The organism is Paraburkholderia sp. PGU19 (assembly GCF_013426915.1).
GTDB lineage: Bacteria > Pseudomonadota > Gammaproteobacteria > Burkholderiales > Burkholderiaceae > Paraburkholderia.
In genome coordinates, this window is sequence record NZ_AP023179.1 from 1,219,288 (window position 1) to 1,236,227 (window position 16,940).

At 63.9% G+C, this 16,940-nt stretch carries 13 protein-coding genes; 3 read left to right on the plus strand and 10 right to left on the minus strand.

The genetic code is table 11. The features are described 5' to 3' along the window. Positions 1 to 24: 24 nt before the first annotated feature. Positions 25 to 1,953, minus strand: a complete 1,929-nt coding sequence (locus H1204_RS05575; protein WP_274608202.1) for a propionate--CoA ligase — start codon at positions 1,951 to 1,953, stop codon at positions 25 to 27. Positions 1,954 to 2,877: 924 nt separating this feature from the next. After that, positions 2,878 to 4,128: an MFS transporter gene (locus tag H1204_RS05580; RefSeq protein WP_180730314.1), complete on the minus strand. Its 1,251-nt coding sequence runs from the start codon at positions 4,126 to 4,128 to the stop codon at positions 2,878 to 2,880. Positions 4,129 to 4,586: 458 nt separating this feature from the next. On the opposite strand from H1204_RS05580, the gene H1204_RS05585 reads away from it, so the two are divergent. Further along, positions 4,587 to 6,254: a methyl-accepting chemotaxis protein gene (locus tag H1204_RS05585; protein ID WP_180730315.1), complete on the plus strand. Its 1,668-nt coding sequence runs from the start codon at positions 4,587 to 4,589 to the stop codon at positions 6,252 to 6,254. A 797-nt stretch (positions 6,255 to 7,051) separates the two neighbouring features. Here the strand turns inward: H1204_RS05585 and H1204_RS05590 are convergent. From H1204_RS05590 to H1204_RS05605, 4 genes are read right to left on the minus strand one after another with little or no spacing between them, the layout of a single operon-like run. Continuing rightward, positions 7,052 to 7,912, minus strand: a complete 861-nt coding sequence (locus H1204_RS05590) for an HlyD family secretion protein (RefSeq protein WP_180730316.1) — start codon at positions 7,910 to 7,912, stop codon at positions 7,052 to 7,054. A gap of 13 nt (positions 7,913 to 7,925) precedes the next feature. Continuing rightward, on the minus strand, positions 7,926 to 8,126 hold the full coding sequence (locus H1204_RS05595) for a DUF1656 domain-containing protein (RefSeq protein ID WP_180730317.1): 201 nt from the start codon (positions 8,124 to 8,126) through the stop codon (positions 7,926 to 7,928). Continuing rightward, positions 8,116 to 10,353 (minus strand): FUSC family protein, encoded by a 2,238-nt coding sequence (locus H1204_RS05600; protein ID WP_180730318.1) that lies wholly within the window; start codon positions 10,351 to 10,353, stop codon positions 8,116 to 8,118. The genes H1204_RS05595 and H1204_RS05600 overlap by 11 nt, the downstream gene beginning before the upstream one ends. Positions 10,354 to 10,367: 14 nt before the next feature. Continuing rightward, positions 10,368 to 11,948 carry an efflux transporter outer membrane subunit gene (locus H1204_RS05605; RefSeq protein ID WP_180730319.1) on the minus strand — a complete coding sequence of 527 codons (1,581 nt, stop codon included), beginning with the start codon at positions 11,946 to 11,948 and terminating at the stop codon, positions 10,368 to 10,370. A gap of 162 nt (positions 11,949 to 12,110) precedes the next feature. On the opposite strand from H1204_RS05605, the gene H1204_RS05610 reads away from it, so the two are divergent. Together H1204_RS05610 and H1204_RS05615 are read left to right on the plus strand one after the other, a co-directional pair. After that, a complete protein-coding gene (locus H1204_RS05610; RefSeq protein ID WP_180730320.1) occupies positions 12,111 to 13,049 on the plus strand; it encodes a LysR family transcriptional regulator in 939 nt (312 codons plus the stop codon). 171 nt (positions 13,050 to 13,220) lie between these two features. Beyond that, positions 13,221 to 13,382, plus strand: a complete 162-nt coding sequence (locus H1204_RS05615) for a hypothetical protein (RefSeq protein WP_180730321.1) — start codon at positions 13,221 to 13,223, stop codon at positions 13,380 to 13,382. Positions 13,383 to 13,407: 25 nt separating this feature from the next. Here H1204_RS05615 and H1204_RS05620 read toward each other — a convergent pair whose 3' ends face one another. The 4 genes from H1204_RS05620 to wrbA form a co-directional block, all read right to left on the minus strand. Continuing rightward, positions 13,408 to 14,241: a metallophosphoesterase gene (locus H1204_RS05620; RefSeq protein WP_180730322.1), complete on the minus strand. Its 834-nt coding sequence runs from the start codon at positions 14,239 to 14,241 to the stop codon at positions 13,408 to 13,410. Positions 14,242 to 14,268: 27 nt separating this feature from the next. Further along, positions 14,269 to 15,699, minus strand: coding sequence for an FAD-binding oxidoreductase (locus H1204_RS05625; RefSeq protein ID WP_180730323.1), 1,431 nt, complete (start codon positions 15,697 to 15,699; stop codon positions 14,269 to 14,271). Positions 15,700 to 15,833: 134 nt separating this feature from the next. Then, the gene (locus H1204_RS05630; protein ID WP_180730324.1) at positions 15,834 to 16,262 is read right to left on the minus strand and encodes a DUF2069 domain-containing protein; all 429 of its coding nucleotides are present in this window, start codon (positions 16,260 to 16,262) and stop codon (positions 15,834 to 15,836) included. Then, positions 16,259 to 16,861, minus strand: a complete 603-nt coding sequence (wrbA, locus tag H1204_RS05635; protein ID WP_079499944.1) for an NAD(P)H:quinone oxidoreductase — start codon at positions 16,859 to 16,861, stop codon at positions 16,259 to 16,261. The genes H1204_RS05630 and wrbA overlap by 4 nt, the downstream gene beginning before the upstream one ends. Positions 16,862 to 16,940 lie beyond the last annotated feature (79 nt).

Consider the following 16,940-nt stretch of genomic DNA (forward strand, 5'->3'; position numbering starts at 1 on the left):
GACGCGCGCCTTTTTTCACGCGACTTACTTCGCGCTGAACGCGGCGGCGACGGCATCGCGGATCTGCTGCAATGCCGACGGGTCTTCGATAGTCGGCAGATCGCCGGGGTCGCGGCCTTCGGCGAGCGCCGCGATCGCGCGGCGCAACAGCTTGCCGGAGCGCGTCTTCGGCAGCATCGACACCAGCACGACATGGGCGGGCCGCGCGATCGCGCCGAGATGGCGATCCACGGTCGCGCACAGTTCGGCGGAGAGTTTTACACGGGCTTCATCGGACTCGTAAGCGCCCGCGTCGCGCACGACGACGAACGCCACGGCTGCCTGTCCTTTCACCTGATCCGTCACGCCGACCACGGCGACTTCCGCGACGGCCTTGTGCGCCGACAGCGCCTCTTCGATTTCGCGCGTGCCGAGGCGATGGCCCGCGACATTGATCACGTCGTCGGTGCGGCCGAGGATCGTCACGTAGCCGTCTTCGTCCTGAATGCCCCAGTCGAATGTCGAATAGAGTTGCTGGTTCGGCACGCTTTCCCAATACGTTTTGACGAAGCGTTTATCGTCGCCCCACACGGTCGACATGCAGCCCGGCGGCAACGGATAGCCGAGCGTGATGACGCCTTTTTCGCCGGGCGCGCACGGCTCGCCCGTGTGCTCGTTGCGCAGCGTCAGGTCGTAGCCGTAGCAGGGCACACCCGGTGAACCGAGCTTTTGCGGCAGCGCTTCGACACCGCGTTGGATCGCGAGAATCGGCCAGCCGGTTTCCGTCTGCCAGAAGTTGTCGACGACGGGCTTGCCGAGCGCATCGGTGATCCACGAAGCCGTGGGCTCGTCGAGCGGTTCGCCCGCCAGGAAGAGCGTACGCAGGCTCGACAGATCGGCCTGTTTCAGAAGCGCGGGGTCCTGTTTCTTCAGCACACGGATGGCCGTCGGCGCCGTGAACATCAGATTGATCTTGTGCTGCTCGACGAGCCGCCACCAGATGCCGCCGTCGGGGCGGATCGGGGTGCCTTCGTACATCACAGTGGTGAGGCCCGCGATCAGCGGCGCGTAGACGATGTAACTGTGGCCGACCACCCAGCCGACATCGGACGCGGTGAACATCGTGTCGCCCGCCTTGCCCTGGAAGATGTATTCCATCGATGCCGCGAGCGCGACCGCATAGCCGCCGACATCGCGCTGCACGCCTTTCGGCTTGCCCGTCGTGCCGGACGTATAGAGCACGTACGAAGGTTCCGTCGATTCGAGCCATTCGCATTGCACGTGCGCGTCGAAAAATTGCTCGCGCAGGGGCTCGTAGGCGACGAGATACGGTGCGGTCAGGCGCTCGGGCGCCAGTTGGCGGTCGATCAGCAGCACCTTTGGCGTATTGTGCGTCGCGCGCGATAGCGCTTCGTCGACGAGCGGCGTGTAGTCGATCACTTTGCCGGCGCGCGCGCCGGCGTCGGCTGTGACGATCAGCGCGGGTTTTGCGTCGTCGATGCGCGCGGCGAGATTCGGCGCGGCGAAGCCCCCGAACACCACCGAGTGGATCGCGCCCAGGCGCGCGCATGCGAGCATTGCGAATACCGCTTCGGGGATCATCGGGAGATAGATCAGCACGCGGTCGCTGCGCCTGACGCCGAGCGAGCGCATCACGGCCGCCATCCGGTTCACTTCGGCGTGCAGCTCGGCATAGGTGTAGCGGCGCTCGATGCCCGTTTCCGTCGATACGTAGACGAGCGCGTTCTGTTGTGCGCGCTGCGCGAGATGGCGGTCCACCGCGTTGTGGCAAAGGTTCGTTTTGCCGCCGACGAACCAGCGTGCGAAGGGCGGGTTCGAGCGGTCGAGGACAGTATCGAATGGCGTTTGCCAGTGGATGCGGTTGGCCTCTTCGCGCCAGAATTCTTCGGGGGATTCGATTGAGTGGCGATGGAACTCGCGGTAAGTGGTCATTGGGCGTGGTTCCTCTTGGATATGGCTTTTCGCTGGCGCGGGGGTTTGCACAGGATAGTGCAGGGGGGTGTTGTCGGCAACGCGGGTAGACCAGGGGTTTGGTTTTGGGTTTGGGTTTGGGTTTGGTTTTGTCTGCGACGCTGGGTGGTTTGCTCTGGCGCGCGCTGGGCTGGTTTGCTTGTCTGAGTTGGCAGCCGCGTTATGACTTTTCGCTGCGCTGGCATCCGCGCTTTGCCTTCGTGCTTCACGCGTTGCCCCTGTGCGGGGTGGCACCTACTTTTCTTTGCCGCCGCAAAGAAAAGTAGGCAAAAGAAAGCGGCTAACACCGCCAGCACTTGTTCTTATCCACGGGCCCCCAACGTCCCCACTCTTCGCACCGAAGTGCCCTGGTCGATGCTCGTTGCCAACGCCTTGAATGAGCGCCCCACCCGCTTCAAATGCTTTTGCACGGGCCAGCGGCAGCGAATGGTCTGCGCCGCCCAGGTGGCAAACTGTGTGTAGGTTATCGCGTCGTATAGGGTAGCGCTCTTACAGGGTGGAACGCGTGTGCTATCGGTCCGGAGTGAGGTGCGTGGAGTACTACGGCCTACACACAGTTTGCCACCTGGGCGGCGGCGGAATATCTGGTGCGGCATGCTGCAACGCGGGTGCGTGAAGCGGGTGAGGCGCTCATTCAGAGCGTTGGCAACGGACGTGGGTCACGTGATTGCCGTGTGAAGTGAGGGACCGGTTGGGGGCCCTCAGGCAAGAAGAAATGTTGGCGGTGTGAGCCGCTTTCTTTTGCCTACTTTTCTTTGCGGCGGCAAAGAAAAGTAGGTGCCACCCCGCACAGGGGCGACGCGTGAAGCAGGCTAACGAATCGCGGATGCCAGCGCAAAGTCAAACACACCGAACCGCGACGCCTGAGGCACAAAGCCAAATCGCGGATGCGACCACAACGACAGGTCACGCCTTGACCTTCTTCCCCTCAACATCCGGCAAAAACACAGTCAAAATCCCGAGCAACGGCAAGAACGAGCACACCTTATACACATAGGCGATGCTAGTCGCGTCAGCCAGTTGCCCAAGCACGGCCGCGCCGATCCCGCCAAGCCCAAAGGCAAACCCAAAAAACAACCCGGCAACCATCCCGACCTTACCAGGAATGAGTTCCTGCGCATAAACGAGAATCGCCGAAAACGCCGACGCCAGCACGATGCCGATAACGACAGTCAGCACCCCCGTCCAGAACAGATTCGCATAGGGCAGCAGCAACGTGAACGGCGCCACACCAAGAATCGACACCCAGATCACATACTTGCGGCCAATCCGGTCACCAACCGGCCCACCGATCACGGTCCCCGCCGCGACAGCCGCGAGGAACACGAACAGATGCACCTGCGCTGCCTGCACAGGCAGATGGAACTTGTCGATCAGATAGAACGTGAAGTAGCTATTGATGCTGGTCAGATAAAAATACTTCGAGAACACCAGCAGCACGAGAATGCTCATCGCGAACGCGACCTTGCCACGCGGCAGCGCCGCATGCGCAACCTGCCCGGCGCGTGCCTTCTTCGTCGCGGGATGATGCTTGTACCAGCGGCTGATATAGGTGAGCACCAGAATCCCGACGAGCGCCGCCGCCGAAAACCACGCAATGCTGCGCTGGCCATGCGGAATCACGATCAGCGCCGCGAGCAGCGGCCCAAGCGACGAGCCGGCGTTGCCGCCCACCTGGAACAGCGACTGCGCAAGGCCATGCTTGCCGCCCGACGCCATGCGCGCCACGCGCGACGACTCCGGGTGAAACACCGACGACCCGCAGCCAACCAGCGCCGCCGCGATCAGCAGCACGCCAAAGCTCGGCGCCACCGACATCAGCAGCAGCCCCGACAGCGTAAAGCCCATGCCGACGGGCAGCGAGTAAGGCTTCGGATGCTTGTCCGTATAGATGCCGACCAGCGGCTGCAGCAGCGACGCCGTGATCTGATACGTCAGCGTAATCAGGCCAATCTGCCCGAACGACAGCGAGAAGTTCGCCTTCAGCATCGGATAAATCGCAAGGATCAACGACTGGATCATGTCGTTCATCAGATGCGAGAAGCTGATTGCGCCAAGGATCGAATAGACGGTCTTTGCTTGCGGCCGGGGAGCGGCGGGAGCAGAAGCTGAAGCGGCGGCGCCAGCCAGGGCGCCTTTGTCGAGGCTGGTTTCCATGAGGTCGGTCAGGAGAGGGTGGCTCGGAAGCAGACGCCGGCAGTTGCGGCAAGACCGTCGGCGACAGCAGATGTTTTTAGCGTTTGACGAAGTGTAGTGTGTCTCCCATCAATTGTCCGGCCAAGTTTTGTCGTGATTCAGACATCTGTTGGCGCGTCAAACGAGTGATCGTGCCTGTTTTTTGTGCGGCGGATGCGGTCGCGGCACCGGGATGGCGCGCCGTCTCGGCGAATTAGAGTGAACCCCGCAGTGCAAAACGTGGGAAAACGCGCCCAATGAATTTTGGCCAATGTATAAATCCGACGCGGCGCGCTGCCCACGAGGCGGCGCGCGCAGGACCGGGAAAAATGCCGGACGGACGGCCTCAAGAACGCCGCCGGCGATGCCGTCAACCCGGAGAGAAAAGCAGCAATGCCGGAACGACCTTTCCGGCAGCACGACAAGCGGGGACGAGAAATATGAAAGCAGTTTCGCTGGGTGGCCAGACGGGCGCGGGGTTCGTGCCGGATGATGAAGAGGTGGGAGGGCGGCCGCGTCCGGGAAAACGGGCGGCAGACGGCAGGATGCGTGGCTGGTCGGTGAAAACGACCTTGCGGCTCGCCTTTGCGGTGTTGCTGGCGGGCACGCTGGCGATCGGCGTGTTTTCGCTCGCGCAGATCAGCCGCCTGAACGGGCAGATGCGCTCGATTTACGAGCAGGGCCATATCGCGAGCCGGGCCGCAGAGGAGGCGCGTGGCTACCTGCTGCGTTCGAGCCGCGCCCAGAAGATGCTGCTGACGGCGACGACCGCGAAGGAACGCGACGAACTCGGCGCCGATATCGACAAAGGGCTGACGGGTTTGTCGGCCGAACTCAATACGCTTCAGCAATACGCCGATTCCGCCGCCGCCGCCGCGCAGCAAAAGAAGTTCGCTGCCGCGATCGGCGTGTGGAGCGGGCATATGCGCGATTTCGTCACGCTCGTGAAGGCGCAACCGCTCGACCTGTCGCAGATGAACTGGCAGGTCGGCACGACGGACGTGTCGCTGCTCGTCGAGACGGGCAAGCTCGAGAAGCTCGTCGATGAACTGGTGGCGCAGCGCGGCACGGCCGCGAAGGCGACGATCGACGCATCGTCGTTCATCTATCAATCGTCGTTCGTGATGATGGCCGTGATGACGATCGCGCTGATCGTGCTCGCGTTCGTGATCAGCGAGTGGGTCGTGCGGCGTCTCGCGCGGCAACTGGGCGGCGAGCCGGTGTACGCGAAGGAGATCGCGAGCCGTATCGCGGCGGGCGATCTGTCGAACGACATCGCGCTCGGCAAGCGCGACAACGGCAGCATGCTGTCCGCGCTGCGCGACATGCAGAACGGTCTGTCGTCGACGGTCTCGCATATTGCGGCGAGCGCCGAGGCGATCGCGGCCGCGTCGGGGCAGATTTCGATGGGCAATCTCGACCTGTCGCAGCGCACCGAACAGCAGGCGATGGCGCTCGAACGGACGGCGAGCAGCATGGAGGAGTTGACGTCGACGGTGCGTCAGAACGCGGACAACGCGAAGCAGGCGCGCACGCTTGCCGACAATGCGTCGTCGATTGCGGAGAAGGGCGGCGACGTGGTGGGCCGCGTGGTCACGACGATGGGCCAGATCAACGACAGCGCGAAGAGCATCGGCGACATCATTGGTGTGATCGAAGGGATTGCGTTCCAGACGAACATTCTCGCGTTGAATGCCGCCGTCGAGGCGGCGCGTGCGGGCGAGGAAGGGCGTGGGTTCTCGGTAGTGGCGGGGGAGGTGCGCAACCTCGCGCAGCGCAGCGCGTCGGCCGCCAAGGAGATCAAGACGCTGATCAGCGCGTCTGTCGAGCGGGCGAGCAACGGGTCTCAACTCGCGCAGGACGCGGGACAGACGATGGATGAAGTCGTCAAGGCCGTGAAGCGCGTGACGGACATTATGGGTGAGATTTCGGCGGCTTCCGCCGAGCAGAGTTCGGGGATCGAGGAGATTAACCTCGCGGTGTCGCAGATGGATGCTGGGACTCAGCAGAATGCTGCGCTCGTTGAGCAGGCTACTGCCGCTGCGCGGGCGTTGGATGATCAGGCGCAGGCGCTGAAGGTGGCAGTGGCGAAGTTTTCGCTGCGGTGAGGGGGTGGTTTTGTCTGCGACGCTTTGGGTTTTGACTTTGCGGGTGGCGTCAGGGTCAGCGCCTTTGCGGCGTGGGCGGTTTTGTTTGGGCTTTCGCTGGCATCCGCGATTCGTTAGCGTGCTTCACGCGTCGCCTCTGTGCGGGGCGGCACCTACTTTTCTTTGCCGCCGCAAAGAAAAGTAGGCAAAAGAAAGCGGCTAACACCGCCAGCGCTAGTTTTTGCCTGAGGGCCCCCGAAGGGTCTTACGCTTCACACGGCAACGCGTCAGTTCGCGTGCGTTGCCAACGTTCTCTCTGTATGCCTCACCCGCTTCATGCGCCCGCGTCGCGGCACGCCTTGCCAGATAGTCCGCCGCCGCCTAGGTGGCAAACTGTGTGTAGACTTTCGCGAAACACGCGTGGCACTCCGGACTGGGAAGCAAGATTGGTGTTTCTGGTAAGAGCACTAACCTGTGCGGTGCGACAACCTACACACAGTTTGCCACCAGGGCGGCGCAAACGATTCGCTGCCGCCAGCCGTTGTGCGGGTGTGTGAAGTGGGTGAGGCGTTCATTCGAAGCGTTGGCAACGCACGCAACCAAAGACGCCGCCGTGTGAAGCGTAAGACCGGTTGGGGGCCCTCAGGCAGGAAGAAGAACTGGCGGTGTGAGCCGCTTTCTTTTGCCTACTTTTCTTTGCGGCGGCAAAGAAAAGTAGGTGCCGCCCCGCACAGGGGCAACGCGTGAAGCACGCAAACAAATCGCGGATGCCAGCGAAGACAAAGCCCACCGACCCCGCGTCGCAGACAATCAAAAAATCACGAAGGCGTAACAACAACCGTACAAGTCGTCCCCGCCGACAACAACACGCCGTCAGGCACCATATCAATCTTCACCCGCACAGGCACGCGCTGCGCCAACCTGACCCAGTTAAAAGTCGGATTCACATCAGCGAGCAGCTCCCGGCTCTGCGGATTATCGCGATCATAAATCCCGCGGGAGATACTCTCGACATGCCCCTTCAGCGTGCCCCCGCTCATCAGCCGGATATCGGCCTTATCCCCGACCTTCACATGCGGCAGCTTCGTCTCCTCGAAATACCCATACACCCAGAACGAATTGCTATCCACGACAGCCAGCTTCGCTGAACCCGAAATCGCATAATCCCCGCGATACACGTTCAGATTCGTCACATACCCATCAACGGGCGACACAACACGAGTGCGCTCCAGATTGAGCTTCGCGGCGTCGAGTGCGGCAAGCGCCTGCTGATACTGCGCCTCGGCGGCAGACGCCGTATGCGTCGCGTTCTCGCGGTTTTCCTTCGACACCACGAGGCTATCCATATCCGCACGCCGCTGCGCATCGTCGCGCCGCATCTGCAATTCAGCCTTGCGCGCGGCAACAGCAGCCTGCGCCTGCTCGACGGCGATCTGATAGTGCGACGGATCGATCTGCATCAACAGATCGCCCTTGTGCACGAACTGGTTGTCGCGCACGGGCAGTTCGACCACGGCGCCCGATACATCCGGCGCAATGTTGACGACCTCGGCGCGCACGCGGCCATCGCGCGTCCACGGCTCGTCCATGTAGTGCACCCACAGCGCACGCCCGATCAAGATCGCGACGACGAACACGATGCCCGTCGCGATAAACCCAATGATGTTTCTGATTGTCATGATTCGACTCGGATCAACGATAAACGGCGAGGCCCAGCACGCCGCACACACACACGAGCAAACTCGCGCGGAACAGGGACGGGTGCCACACGACGCGATACAGGCCCGTCCACGCTATCGCGCGGTCGAGCAGCCAGGCGATCGCGGCGCCCGCAACGAACAGCAGCACGATGGCGGGCACGTAGGCGTCGAGAACGGCAATCTCACGTGGCATGGCGAACTCCTTGTGGCGCATCGCTGTTCGACTCGCTCGCGTCGCCGGCTTGCGCCAGCGGCGACTGCGGATCGAGCAGCGCGCTCCGGATGAAATGCAGATGACTCAAAATGCGGTCCAACTGATGACGCTCGTCGCGTGGCGGCGTGAAAGTTGAAAGCGTCTGCTGGACGGCGGCGATTGAATCGGCTGTCGCGGCCAGCGCTTGATCGAGGCGAGCGGCGCGCGGGCGCTCGAACAGGCAGCCCACGGCGGCGCAGGTCGCGCGCAGACTGACGCGCCACGGCATCGACGGCGCATAGCGCGCATCGCGCGGCAGCGTCGCGACTTCGCTGCGCAAGTCGATCATGGCATTGCCGATCTCCAGCACCGCGAACATCCAGCGCATCGTGTCGCGTTTAACGCCCGGCTCGCTGGCTGCCAGCGCGTTGATCTGATGCATCAGGTCGCGCGCGCCGCTCTCGAAGCGCGTGCGTAGCCGCCACAAACGTCCGATGCGGCCGCGGCACGCCAGCACCACCTGCGCGCGCAGATCGGCGAGCAGCCGGTTGCGCAGCCACGGCGTCGACGGCGGCAGCAGCACCGCGAACGCAATCGACGCGACCAGCATCGACAGCGCAAGCGCAATGGCATCGTTGATGAAGCCGCTCGGATCGTAATGAATCACGTTATCCGGGCCCGCGAGAAAACAGAAGAAAATGCAGTAACCGACGCCGTAGCCCGCGAGCTTCGGGCGCGTCGTCATCCACACGCCGAGCGCGAGGAACGGCGTGAGCGCGACGCACAGCAGCGCAAAGCCGTCGATATGCGGATAGATGCCGAACGTCAGCAACAGCGCGAGCGTCGACGACAGGATCGTGCCCGCCGCCATCTGGAACGCGGTGCGCGTCGGGTTCGGCGACGACGACGCGAGTGCGCAGACGGCGGCCGCGTTCAGCGTCAGCGTCGAACCGCTCGGCCACGCGGTCGCGATCCAGAACGCGCCGAGGATCGCCATCACGATCGCCGCGCGCAGGCCCGCGACGCCCGCCGCGATGCCGTTGGTCTTCGGCTCGTAACGCTCGATCCAGCGCTCGCGCTCGTGCGTCGCGACGGCGAGCGATGCATACGTTGCTGCGTACGCGTGCAGATCGTCGACGAAGCGGTACAGCAGTTCCGCGCCCGTGTCGAAATCGAGCAGCGGCACGTCGGCGTCGCTTTCGAGCGCGGCGCGGGTCGCGCGCATGCGCTTAGGCAATTCGGCCTTGAACGCTTCGAGCTGCGCGGCTGCGTGCGATGCGTCGGCGGCCGTTAACACCGGCTCGCCCGACTTGCTCAGCAACGGCGAAATCTGGCGGAAGTACGGCTCGAGCGCAGCGACGGCGGCCGTCGCGCCCGCTGCGCCAGACGCGCCGGACACACGCAGCCGGTTCATCAACTGATGCAGCGCGTGAAAGCGCGTCGATACCGTCATGAACTCGCTGTTCAGGCGCGACAGCCGGCCGTTGCGCATCCGCGAATCGGGACTTTCGAACACGGCGACGCTGCGCACGGCCTCAAAGCCGACGATATCGGCGACGAACTTCGCGTTGGTGTCCTCGATGCGCGCGCGATCGGCCTGGCCCGAGAGCGCCGCGCACACGTAATCGACGAACGACGAGAAGCGCGCGCGCACCGTGCTGCGCATCTGCTCGCCCGCGTGCTGCGGAAACACGAGCGCGGACACGACGCCCGAGCACAGAATGCCGACCACGATTTCCGCAACCCGTGTCAGCGCCGACATGAACGCGCCGTCGGGATGCTGCGAAGCGGGGATGCCGATCAGCGCCGCCGTGTAGCCCGCGAGCACGAAACCGTACGAGCGGAAGTTGCGGTTGCGCGCCGCGCCCGCCGTGCAGATGCCGACCCAGATCGCCGTCGTGATGATGAACAGCTCCGGCTGCTGCGAAAACAGTCCGATCAGCGCCATCATCACGACGAGGCCGATTAGCGTGCCGCAAATCCGGTAGAAGCTCTTCGCGAACACCATGCCGCTTTGCGGTTGCATCACGATGAACACAGTCGTCATCGCGGTGCGCGGCTGCGGCAAGTCGAGCTTCATCGCGATGCCGAGCGCGAGGAAGCACGCAGCGAGCGCCTTGAAGAGGTAAATCCAGGTGCGGCCATCCGTGCGCGCCCAGTCGACGAACGCGGTGTAGAGCGCGCTGGGCGTCGGCGGCGTGCGGGATGGGGAAGGGTTCGAGGACATCGGCGGCGCTCCTGTCAGTGGGCGGCCGGCGTGCCGGTCGAGGCGCCGTTCATCGCGCTGGCGGTGGCTTTGTCGTCGGGTTTCGGGGCATCGCTCTTCTTGCCCTTGCCCTTGCCATGCGCGGGCAGCACGTCTTTTTGCGTGGGTCCGTCGGCGGGATCGATCACGCCGCCGCCCAACGCCGTCACGAGCGTCGCATGCGCCTGCAACTGTCCGGCCTGCACCTTCGCCACGCCTTCCTGCGCGCGCAGCAGCTGCGTCTGCGCGATCAGCACGTTCACGTAGTCGGTGAGGCCGCGCCGATAACCTTCGCGCGCCAGCTGATAGGTCTTGTTCGCGGTCGCGACGGAACGCTGCGCATCCTTCAGTTGGGTATCGAGCGAGCGCATCCGCACGACCTGATCGGCGATTTCCTTCAGCGCACCGACAATCGACTGGTTGTATTGCTCGACGGCCACGTCATAGCCCGCCGAAGCCGCGCCGAGTTGCGAGCGCAGGCGTCCGCCCGTGAAGATGGGCAGCGACAGCGCCGGGCCCGCCGTCCAGCCGCCCGACTGCGATTTCAGGAAGCCGAACAGCGGCCCCATGGCCGCATAGCCGCCGACGGACGCAAGCAGATCGATATTCGGATAGAAATCCGCCTTCGCGACGTCGATGCCGCGCGCCTGCGCGGCAACCGTCCAGCGTGCTGCGACGATGTCGGGACGATGGCCGATCAGCTCGGCGGGCATCGCCGAAGGCAGGCCGGCGAAGGCGGACAGCGCGAGCTGCGGGCGCGTAATCGCATCGCCCGCGCCGGGGCCTTTGCCGGCGAGCGCGGCCAGCTGGTTGCGGCCGAGCGCGATTTCTTCTTCGATCGCGTCGATCTGGCGTTCGTATTCGGGCAGCGGTGTTTCCGCCTGCGCGACTTCGAGCTGTGTGCCGATGCCGCCTTTCAGCCGCCGGTTGGCGAGCGCGGCGACCTGTTCCTGCTGTTCGAGCGTCTGTTTCGCGATATCGAGCAGCGCGTAGTTCAGCGACATCTCGATATAGGCGCGCACGATGTTCGATTCGAGCTCCAACTGCGCGGCGCGGTAATCGGCAGCGCGCGCATGCGCGACGTCGAGTGCTTCCTCGGCGGCGTTCTTGTCCTTGCCCCACAGATCGAGGTGATACGACAGGCCCAGTTCAGCCGTGTTGTTCCACGACTGCTGGCCGGCCAGTTCCCCCGGACCGTAGAAGACGTTGTCCGGCCACTGCTTGCGCTGGATCTGCATGCTGCCGTTTACCTGCGGCAGCAGCGCAGATTTCGCGACGCCCGCGAACGACTGCGCCTCACGCACGCGTGCCTGCGCGGCCGCGAGTGTCGGACTGCCTGCCTGCGCCTGCTCGATCCACGCGTTCAGCTGCGGATCGTTATAGGCGCGCCACCAGTCGGCGGCGGGCCATTGCGCATCGGTATTGGCCGCGCGGATCGCGGCGCCGACGTCGAGCGACGCGGGCTCTGTGCTGGTCGATTGGGGCGCGATGTGTCCCGTGCTCGCGCAGCCGGCGATTATCAACGAGATCGTAAGAACCGACAGTGCGGCGATCCCTTTTGTTACCGGAAACTGCACGATTTGCTCCCCAAATGACTATAGAACCTTGTAGGGGATTATATTTTTTGATCAATTATCGAATAACCGGCAAGGGTGTAACGCATACTTACGGAGAATGAGATAATCGCCTTTCCAAATCGTGCAACAATCCTTCCCGTACTGAAAGATTGGGTGTGAATCATGGATACGCTTCAGAACATGCGCGTGTTTGTTCGCGTCGTCGAAGCAGGCAGCTTCACGGGCGCGGCCCAGCATCTGAACACGACGACGGCTTATGCGTCGCGCGCCGTGTCCGATCTGGAGGCGCATCTGCGCACGCGTCTGTTGAACCGCACAACGCGCCGCATCGCGCTCACGGAAGCGGGCGAGCGCTATCTGCAGCGCTGCGAGCAGATTCTCGCGTACGTCGATCAGGCGGAAGCCGAAGCCAGCGACGCGCATGCGCGTCCGTCGGGCAAGCTGAAGGTTCACGCGATGACGAGCTTCGGCCAGCACTACGTGGTGCCCGCCGTGAGCCGCTATCAGCAGCGTTATCCCGACGTGCATCTGGAACTGACGCTCGCGCAGCGCATGCCCGATCTGCTCGACGAAGGCTACGACGTCGCGGTCGTGCTCGCGCAGAGCTTGCCCGATTCGGGGCTGGTCTCGCAGCGCCTTGGCAGCGCGTTCAGCGTGGTTGTCGCGTCGCCGGATTATCTGGAGCGCAACGGCGTGCCGCAGTCGCTGTCCGATCTGCGCGGCCATACGTGCCTGCAAATGATCACACCCGTGATGCCCGCCGACGAATGGACCTTCGACGGCCCGAACGGCCAGGAGACGCTGCATCTGGGCGCATCCACCTTCCAGATCAATGTTGCGGAAGCGATGGCCGTGGCGGTGCGCGAAGGCATGGGCGTCGCCGTGCTGCCTATCTATTCGGCCATTGCCGGCCTGCGCAGCGGCGAACTCGTGTGGATTCTTCCGGAATACATCTCGCAGGAAATGAACGTGTACGCGCTGTATCCGTCGCGGCAGTATCTGGACGCGAAGATCCGCACGTGGGTCGAATTCCTGCGCGACGAACTCCCGCCTACACTCGCCGCCGATCAGGCCGAGCTGCGCAAGTTCGCGCGCACTTGAAATAGCGCCTGCATGGCGCGATATGGGTGAGGCAGCCTTTTGACGGACTGTTACATCCCGCTGTCGCGCCGCAACACTTCCTTACTTCCTCGCGGCATCGGGTTTGCTAACGTGTCATTCAAGGCCGGCATCTTTCGGCACGCAAGCACATCTGGAATCGAAGAGGACACCATGGATACGAATCTGCTGATGATCGGCGTCGCCGTCATGCTCGGACTGATTGGCGTTGCAGCGTCGCGCGATCTGCTGCGACGTTTGCGGCCGCAGCCGCGGCTCGTGCCGATCCGGATCGACGACCGCCAGCGCCGCTCGCGCGATTCTGGCGAGCGTTGATTCCCGGCTCCCCGGGAGCCTGGATTTAGATTTCCACCACCTTATTCCACGCGAACGCCGCATTTTCGAGCGCGCGCGTGCGCCGGTCGAGATAGCCGCGCGGATTGCACACGACGCGCGTGCCGTTTTCCACGTAATCGAATGCCGTATGCGTATGGCCGTGCACCCACAGCACCACGGGCGCGTGCACCAGCGACGGCAGATCATTGACGAACCCAGCTGACACGACATCATCCGCATAACGCTCGGCGAGACTGCGCCGGTGCGGCGCATGATGCGTGACGACGATCGTCTTGCCCGCAAACGGTTTAGCCAGTTCCGCTTCCAGCCATGCACGCGCGTGACGATGAAGTGCGATCGTATCGGCGGCCGTCAGGTTGCGCGGCGTGTTGTCCTGCAGCGCGCCCTGGCCATTCGAGTTGTTTCCCGCTGTCCAGGTCACCTGAATCAGCCCGCGATAGTCGAGCATCACGCGCTCGGCCGCCGCGATCGACGCGGCGCGCGATGCTTCATCATTGCCGTAAAGATCGAAGTCGGTCCACAACGTCGTGCCGAGCACGCGCCACTGTCCGAGCGGATCGACGAGCGTCGCGTTGTTGAGAAAGTGCACGTTGTCGACGCTCGCGGCGGCGTCGTGCATTGCCGCTTCGAGCGCGCCGAACTCGCCGTCGTAATACTCGTGGTTGCCCGGCACGTAGACGACGGGCACCGCGCCGTCGAATGTTTCGGCCGCCCAGCGCAGGCCTTCGGCGTGATTGTGAATGTCGCCTGCCAGCACGACCAGATCGGCGTCCGCATGCGGAATGATTTCCGGCTGGTCAGATTCGAGATGCAGATCGGACAGCACGCGAATTTTCATGAACGCCTCTCGTCGATACCCATGCTCTTAGCGTAGCACCTTGCCGGGATTCATCAGGTTCAGCGGATCGAACGCGGCTTTCAGGGTCTTCATCAGACGCACTTCGATATCCGATTTGTAGTGCGCCGATTCGTCGATCTTCAACTGACCGATGCCGTGCTCCGCGCTGATGCTGCCGCGATGCCGATGCACGCTGTCGTAGACGATCTGATTCATCGTGCTCTGATATTGATCGAGAAACTGCTTCGCATTGCCGCCTTCGGGCGCCTGCACGTTGTAATGCAGATTGCCGTCGCCGAGATGACCGAACGTCACCATTCGCGCGCCGGGCGCGGCCTTCGCGATCAGCGCATCCGTTTCTTCGATGAAATGGCCGATCCGCGAAATCGGCACCGCGATATCGTGCTTGATGTTCAGTCCTTCCTCGGCCTGCGCCAGCGGAATGTGCTCGCGCAGATTCCAGAATGCCTGCGTCTGCGCGAGATTTTCCGCGACCACGGCGTCTGCGACGAGACCGCTTTCGAGTGCCGTTTCCATCATCCTCTCGAAGAGCGCGCGCGCGTGCTCTTCGCTTTCGCTATCCGACAGTTCGAGCAGCACGATCTGCGCGTGCGGCTCCGCGAATGGATAGCGCATCTGCGGAAAATGCCGGTTCACGAGACGCAGGCAGAAATCCGACATCAGCTCGAAGCCCGTCAGAAGCGGTCCCGCGTGACGCTGCGCGAGCGACAGAAAATCCAGCGCGGCATGCGCCGAGGGCAGCGCGGCGAGCGCCGTCACGCGCGCGGCCGGCTGCGGATGCAGTTTCATCACGGCGGCCGTGATGATGCCGAGCGTGCCTTCCGCGCCGATGAACAGGTCGCGCAGATCGTAGCCCGTGTTGTCCTTGCGCAGCCCGCGCAGTCCGTCCCACAACTCGCCTTGCGGCGTCACGACTTCCAGCCCGAGACACAGTTCGCGCGTGTTGCCATAGCGCAATACGCCCGTGCCGCCCGCGTTCGTCGACAGATTGCCTCCGATCGTGCAACTGCCTTGCGCCGCGAGGCTCAGCGGAAACAGGCGCGCCGCCGCTTCGGCGCGCGCCTGCACGTCGGCGAGCATGACGCCTGCTTCGACGGTGATCGTGTTGTTGTGCGGATCGACGTCGCGCACGCGATTGAGCCGCCTGAGACTCAGCACCGCTTGCGCACCGCTCGTGTCGGGCGTGGCGCCGCCCACGAGGCCCGTGTTGCCGCCTTGCGGCACGATCGCGACACGATGTTCGTTCGCGAGCCGCAAGATCGCGGCGACTTCTTCCGCCGTCGACGGGCACAGCACCGCGCACGCGCTGCCCGTGTAGCGGCGGCGCCAGTCGGTGAGATAGGGCGCGGTGTCGTGCGGCTCGGTGAGGACGTGCGCGGCGCCGATCGCGTCGACGCACGCGGCGATGAAGGAGGTCGATGAGGCTGCGGAGTTCATGTGGTCGGTCAGAGCGGGTAGGGCGTGTTCGACTTGTGCGTGGCTTGTGCGTGATTGACGCTGACGGTTGATGCAGGTTGTGATGCATTGAACGCGCAGCGCGGCCTGGGCTGTGGCCGCGCTGCGCCCGTTAATCAGACGGGCCCGCTGGCCGCGCCGCGTTCACTGCGCGCATGACGCTTCGCCGCACGCTTGAACGGCGCGACATAAACGAGCGCGCAGACGAAGAACACGACGGCGAGAAGCACCTCGCACCACCCGAGCCGTGCGCTCAGGCCGCGATCGGACATGCCCCGCACGATGCCTTCCATCAGATACAGCAGGCTCAGCATCGACGCCCACTGCAACGTGTAAAGGCGCTTGCGCCACACGCCGGGCAGCGCGAGCAGCAGCGGCACGGCCTTGAGCACGAACAGCGAGCCGCCCGCGCGCAACGGCGCGAGCCACCATTCCCACGCGACGCACAACGCAATCAGTGCAATGAGCGCAACCAGCGCGCCCGTTGCGGCGGCGCGGTTGCCCGGCGCGCTGTTACGGGACGCTGCGTCGCGCGCCGTGTTCATGGCCGCTCGCTCATCGAGGCGGCCGTGCGCGCGATTCGCGCGCCAAGCGCGATGGCGAGCGTTTTCTCGTCGGCGGAAATGCCGTGGCCTGCCGAGTCCGCACGCGCGAAGTGCGATGCGCCGTAGGGCGTGCCGCCCGTCTGTGTCGTCGTGAGCGTGCTTTCGGTATAGGGAATGCCGAGGATCAGCATGCCGTGATGCAGGAGCGGCAGCATCATCGACAGCAGCGTCGTTTCCTGGCCGCCGTGCAAGCTGCCCGTCGACGTGAACACGCACGCAGGCTTCCCCGCGAGCGCGCCCGACAGCCACTGCGGCGTAGTGCCGTCGAGGAAGTACTTGAGCGGCGCGGCCATGTTGCCGAAACGGGTCGGCGAGCCGAGCGCGAGTCCCGCGCACTCTTCGAGGTCGCGCAGTTCCACGTATGGCGGGCCTTCCGCGGGAATGTCGGGCTGCGTGGCTTCGCAGACCGTCGAAACGGGTGGCACCGTGCGCACGCGCGCTTGCATGCCGGAAACGCTGTCGACGCCGTGCGCGATGGCCAGCGCGAGTTCGCGCGTGGCGCCGTGCCGGCTGTAGTAAAGCACGAGGATGTCTTTCATAGGCATTGGCAGTGAACGGGTATTATAGGGGTGGGTTCGCTGGCGGTGCCGCGAGATTGGCGACGCGCTCGATGCCGGC

Coding starts and splice junctions, on each gene's coding strand:
- H1204_RS05590 (WP_180730316.1), bottom strand. CDS start 7,912: ATGACAATCAGAAACATCATTGGGTTTATCGCGACGGGCATCGTGTTC.
- H1204_RS05610 (WP_180730320.1), top strand. CDS start 12,111: ATGGATACGCTTCAGAACATGCGCGTGTTTGTTCGCGTCGTCGAAGCA.
- H1204_RS05620 (WP_180730322.1), bottom strand. CDS start 14,241: ATGAAAATTCGCGTGCTGTCCGATCTGCATCTCGAATCTGACCAGCCG.
- H1204_RS05630 (WP_180730324.1), bottom strand. CDS start 16,262: ATGAACACGGCGCGCGACGCAGCGTCCCGTAACAGCGCGCCGGGCAAC.
- wrbA (WP_079499944.1), bottom strand. CDS start 16,861: ATGAAAGACATCCTCGTGCTTTACTACAGCCGGCACGGCGCCACGCGC.
- H1204_RS05580 (WP_180730314.1), bottom strand. CDS start 4,128: ATGGAAACCAGCCTCGACAAAGGCGCCCTGGCTGGCGCCGCCGCTTCA.
- H1204_RS05615 (WP_180730321.1), top strand. CDS start 13,221: ATGGATACGAATCTGCTGATGATCGGCGTCGCCGTCATGCTCGGACTG.
- H1204_RS05595 (WP_180730317.1), bottom strand. CDS start 8,126: ATGCCACGTGAGATTGCCGTTCTCGACGCCTACGTGCCCGCCATCGTG.
- H1204_RS05600 (WP_180730318.1), bottom strand. CDS start 10,353: ATGTCCTCGAACCCTTCCCCATCCCGCACGCCGCCGACGCCCAGCGCG.
- H1204_RS05585 (WP_180730315.1), top strand. CDS start 4,587: ATGAAAGCAGTTTCGCTGGGTGGCCAGACGGGCGCGGGGTTCGTGCCG.
- H1204_RS05625 (WP_180730323.1), bottom strand. CDS start 15,699: ATGAACTCCGCAGCCTCATCGACCTCCTTCATCGCCGCGTGCGTCGAC.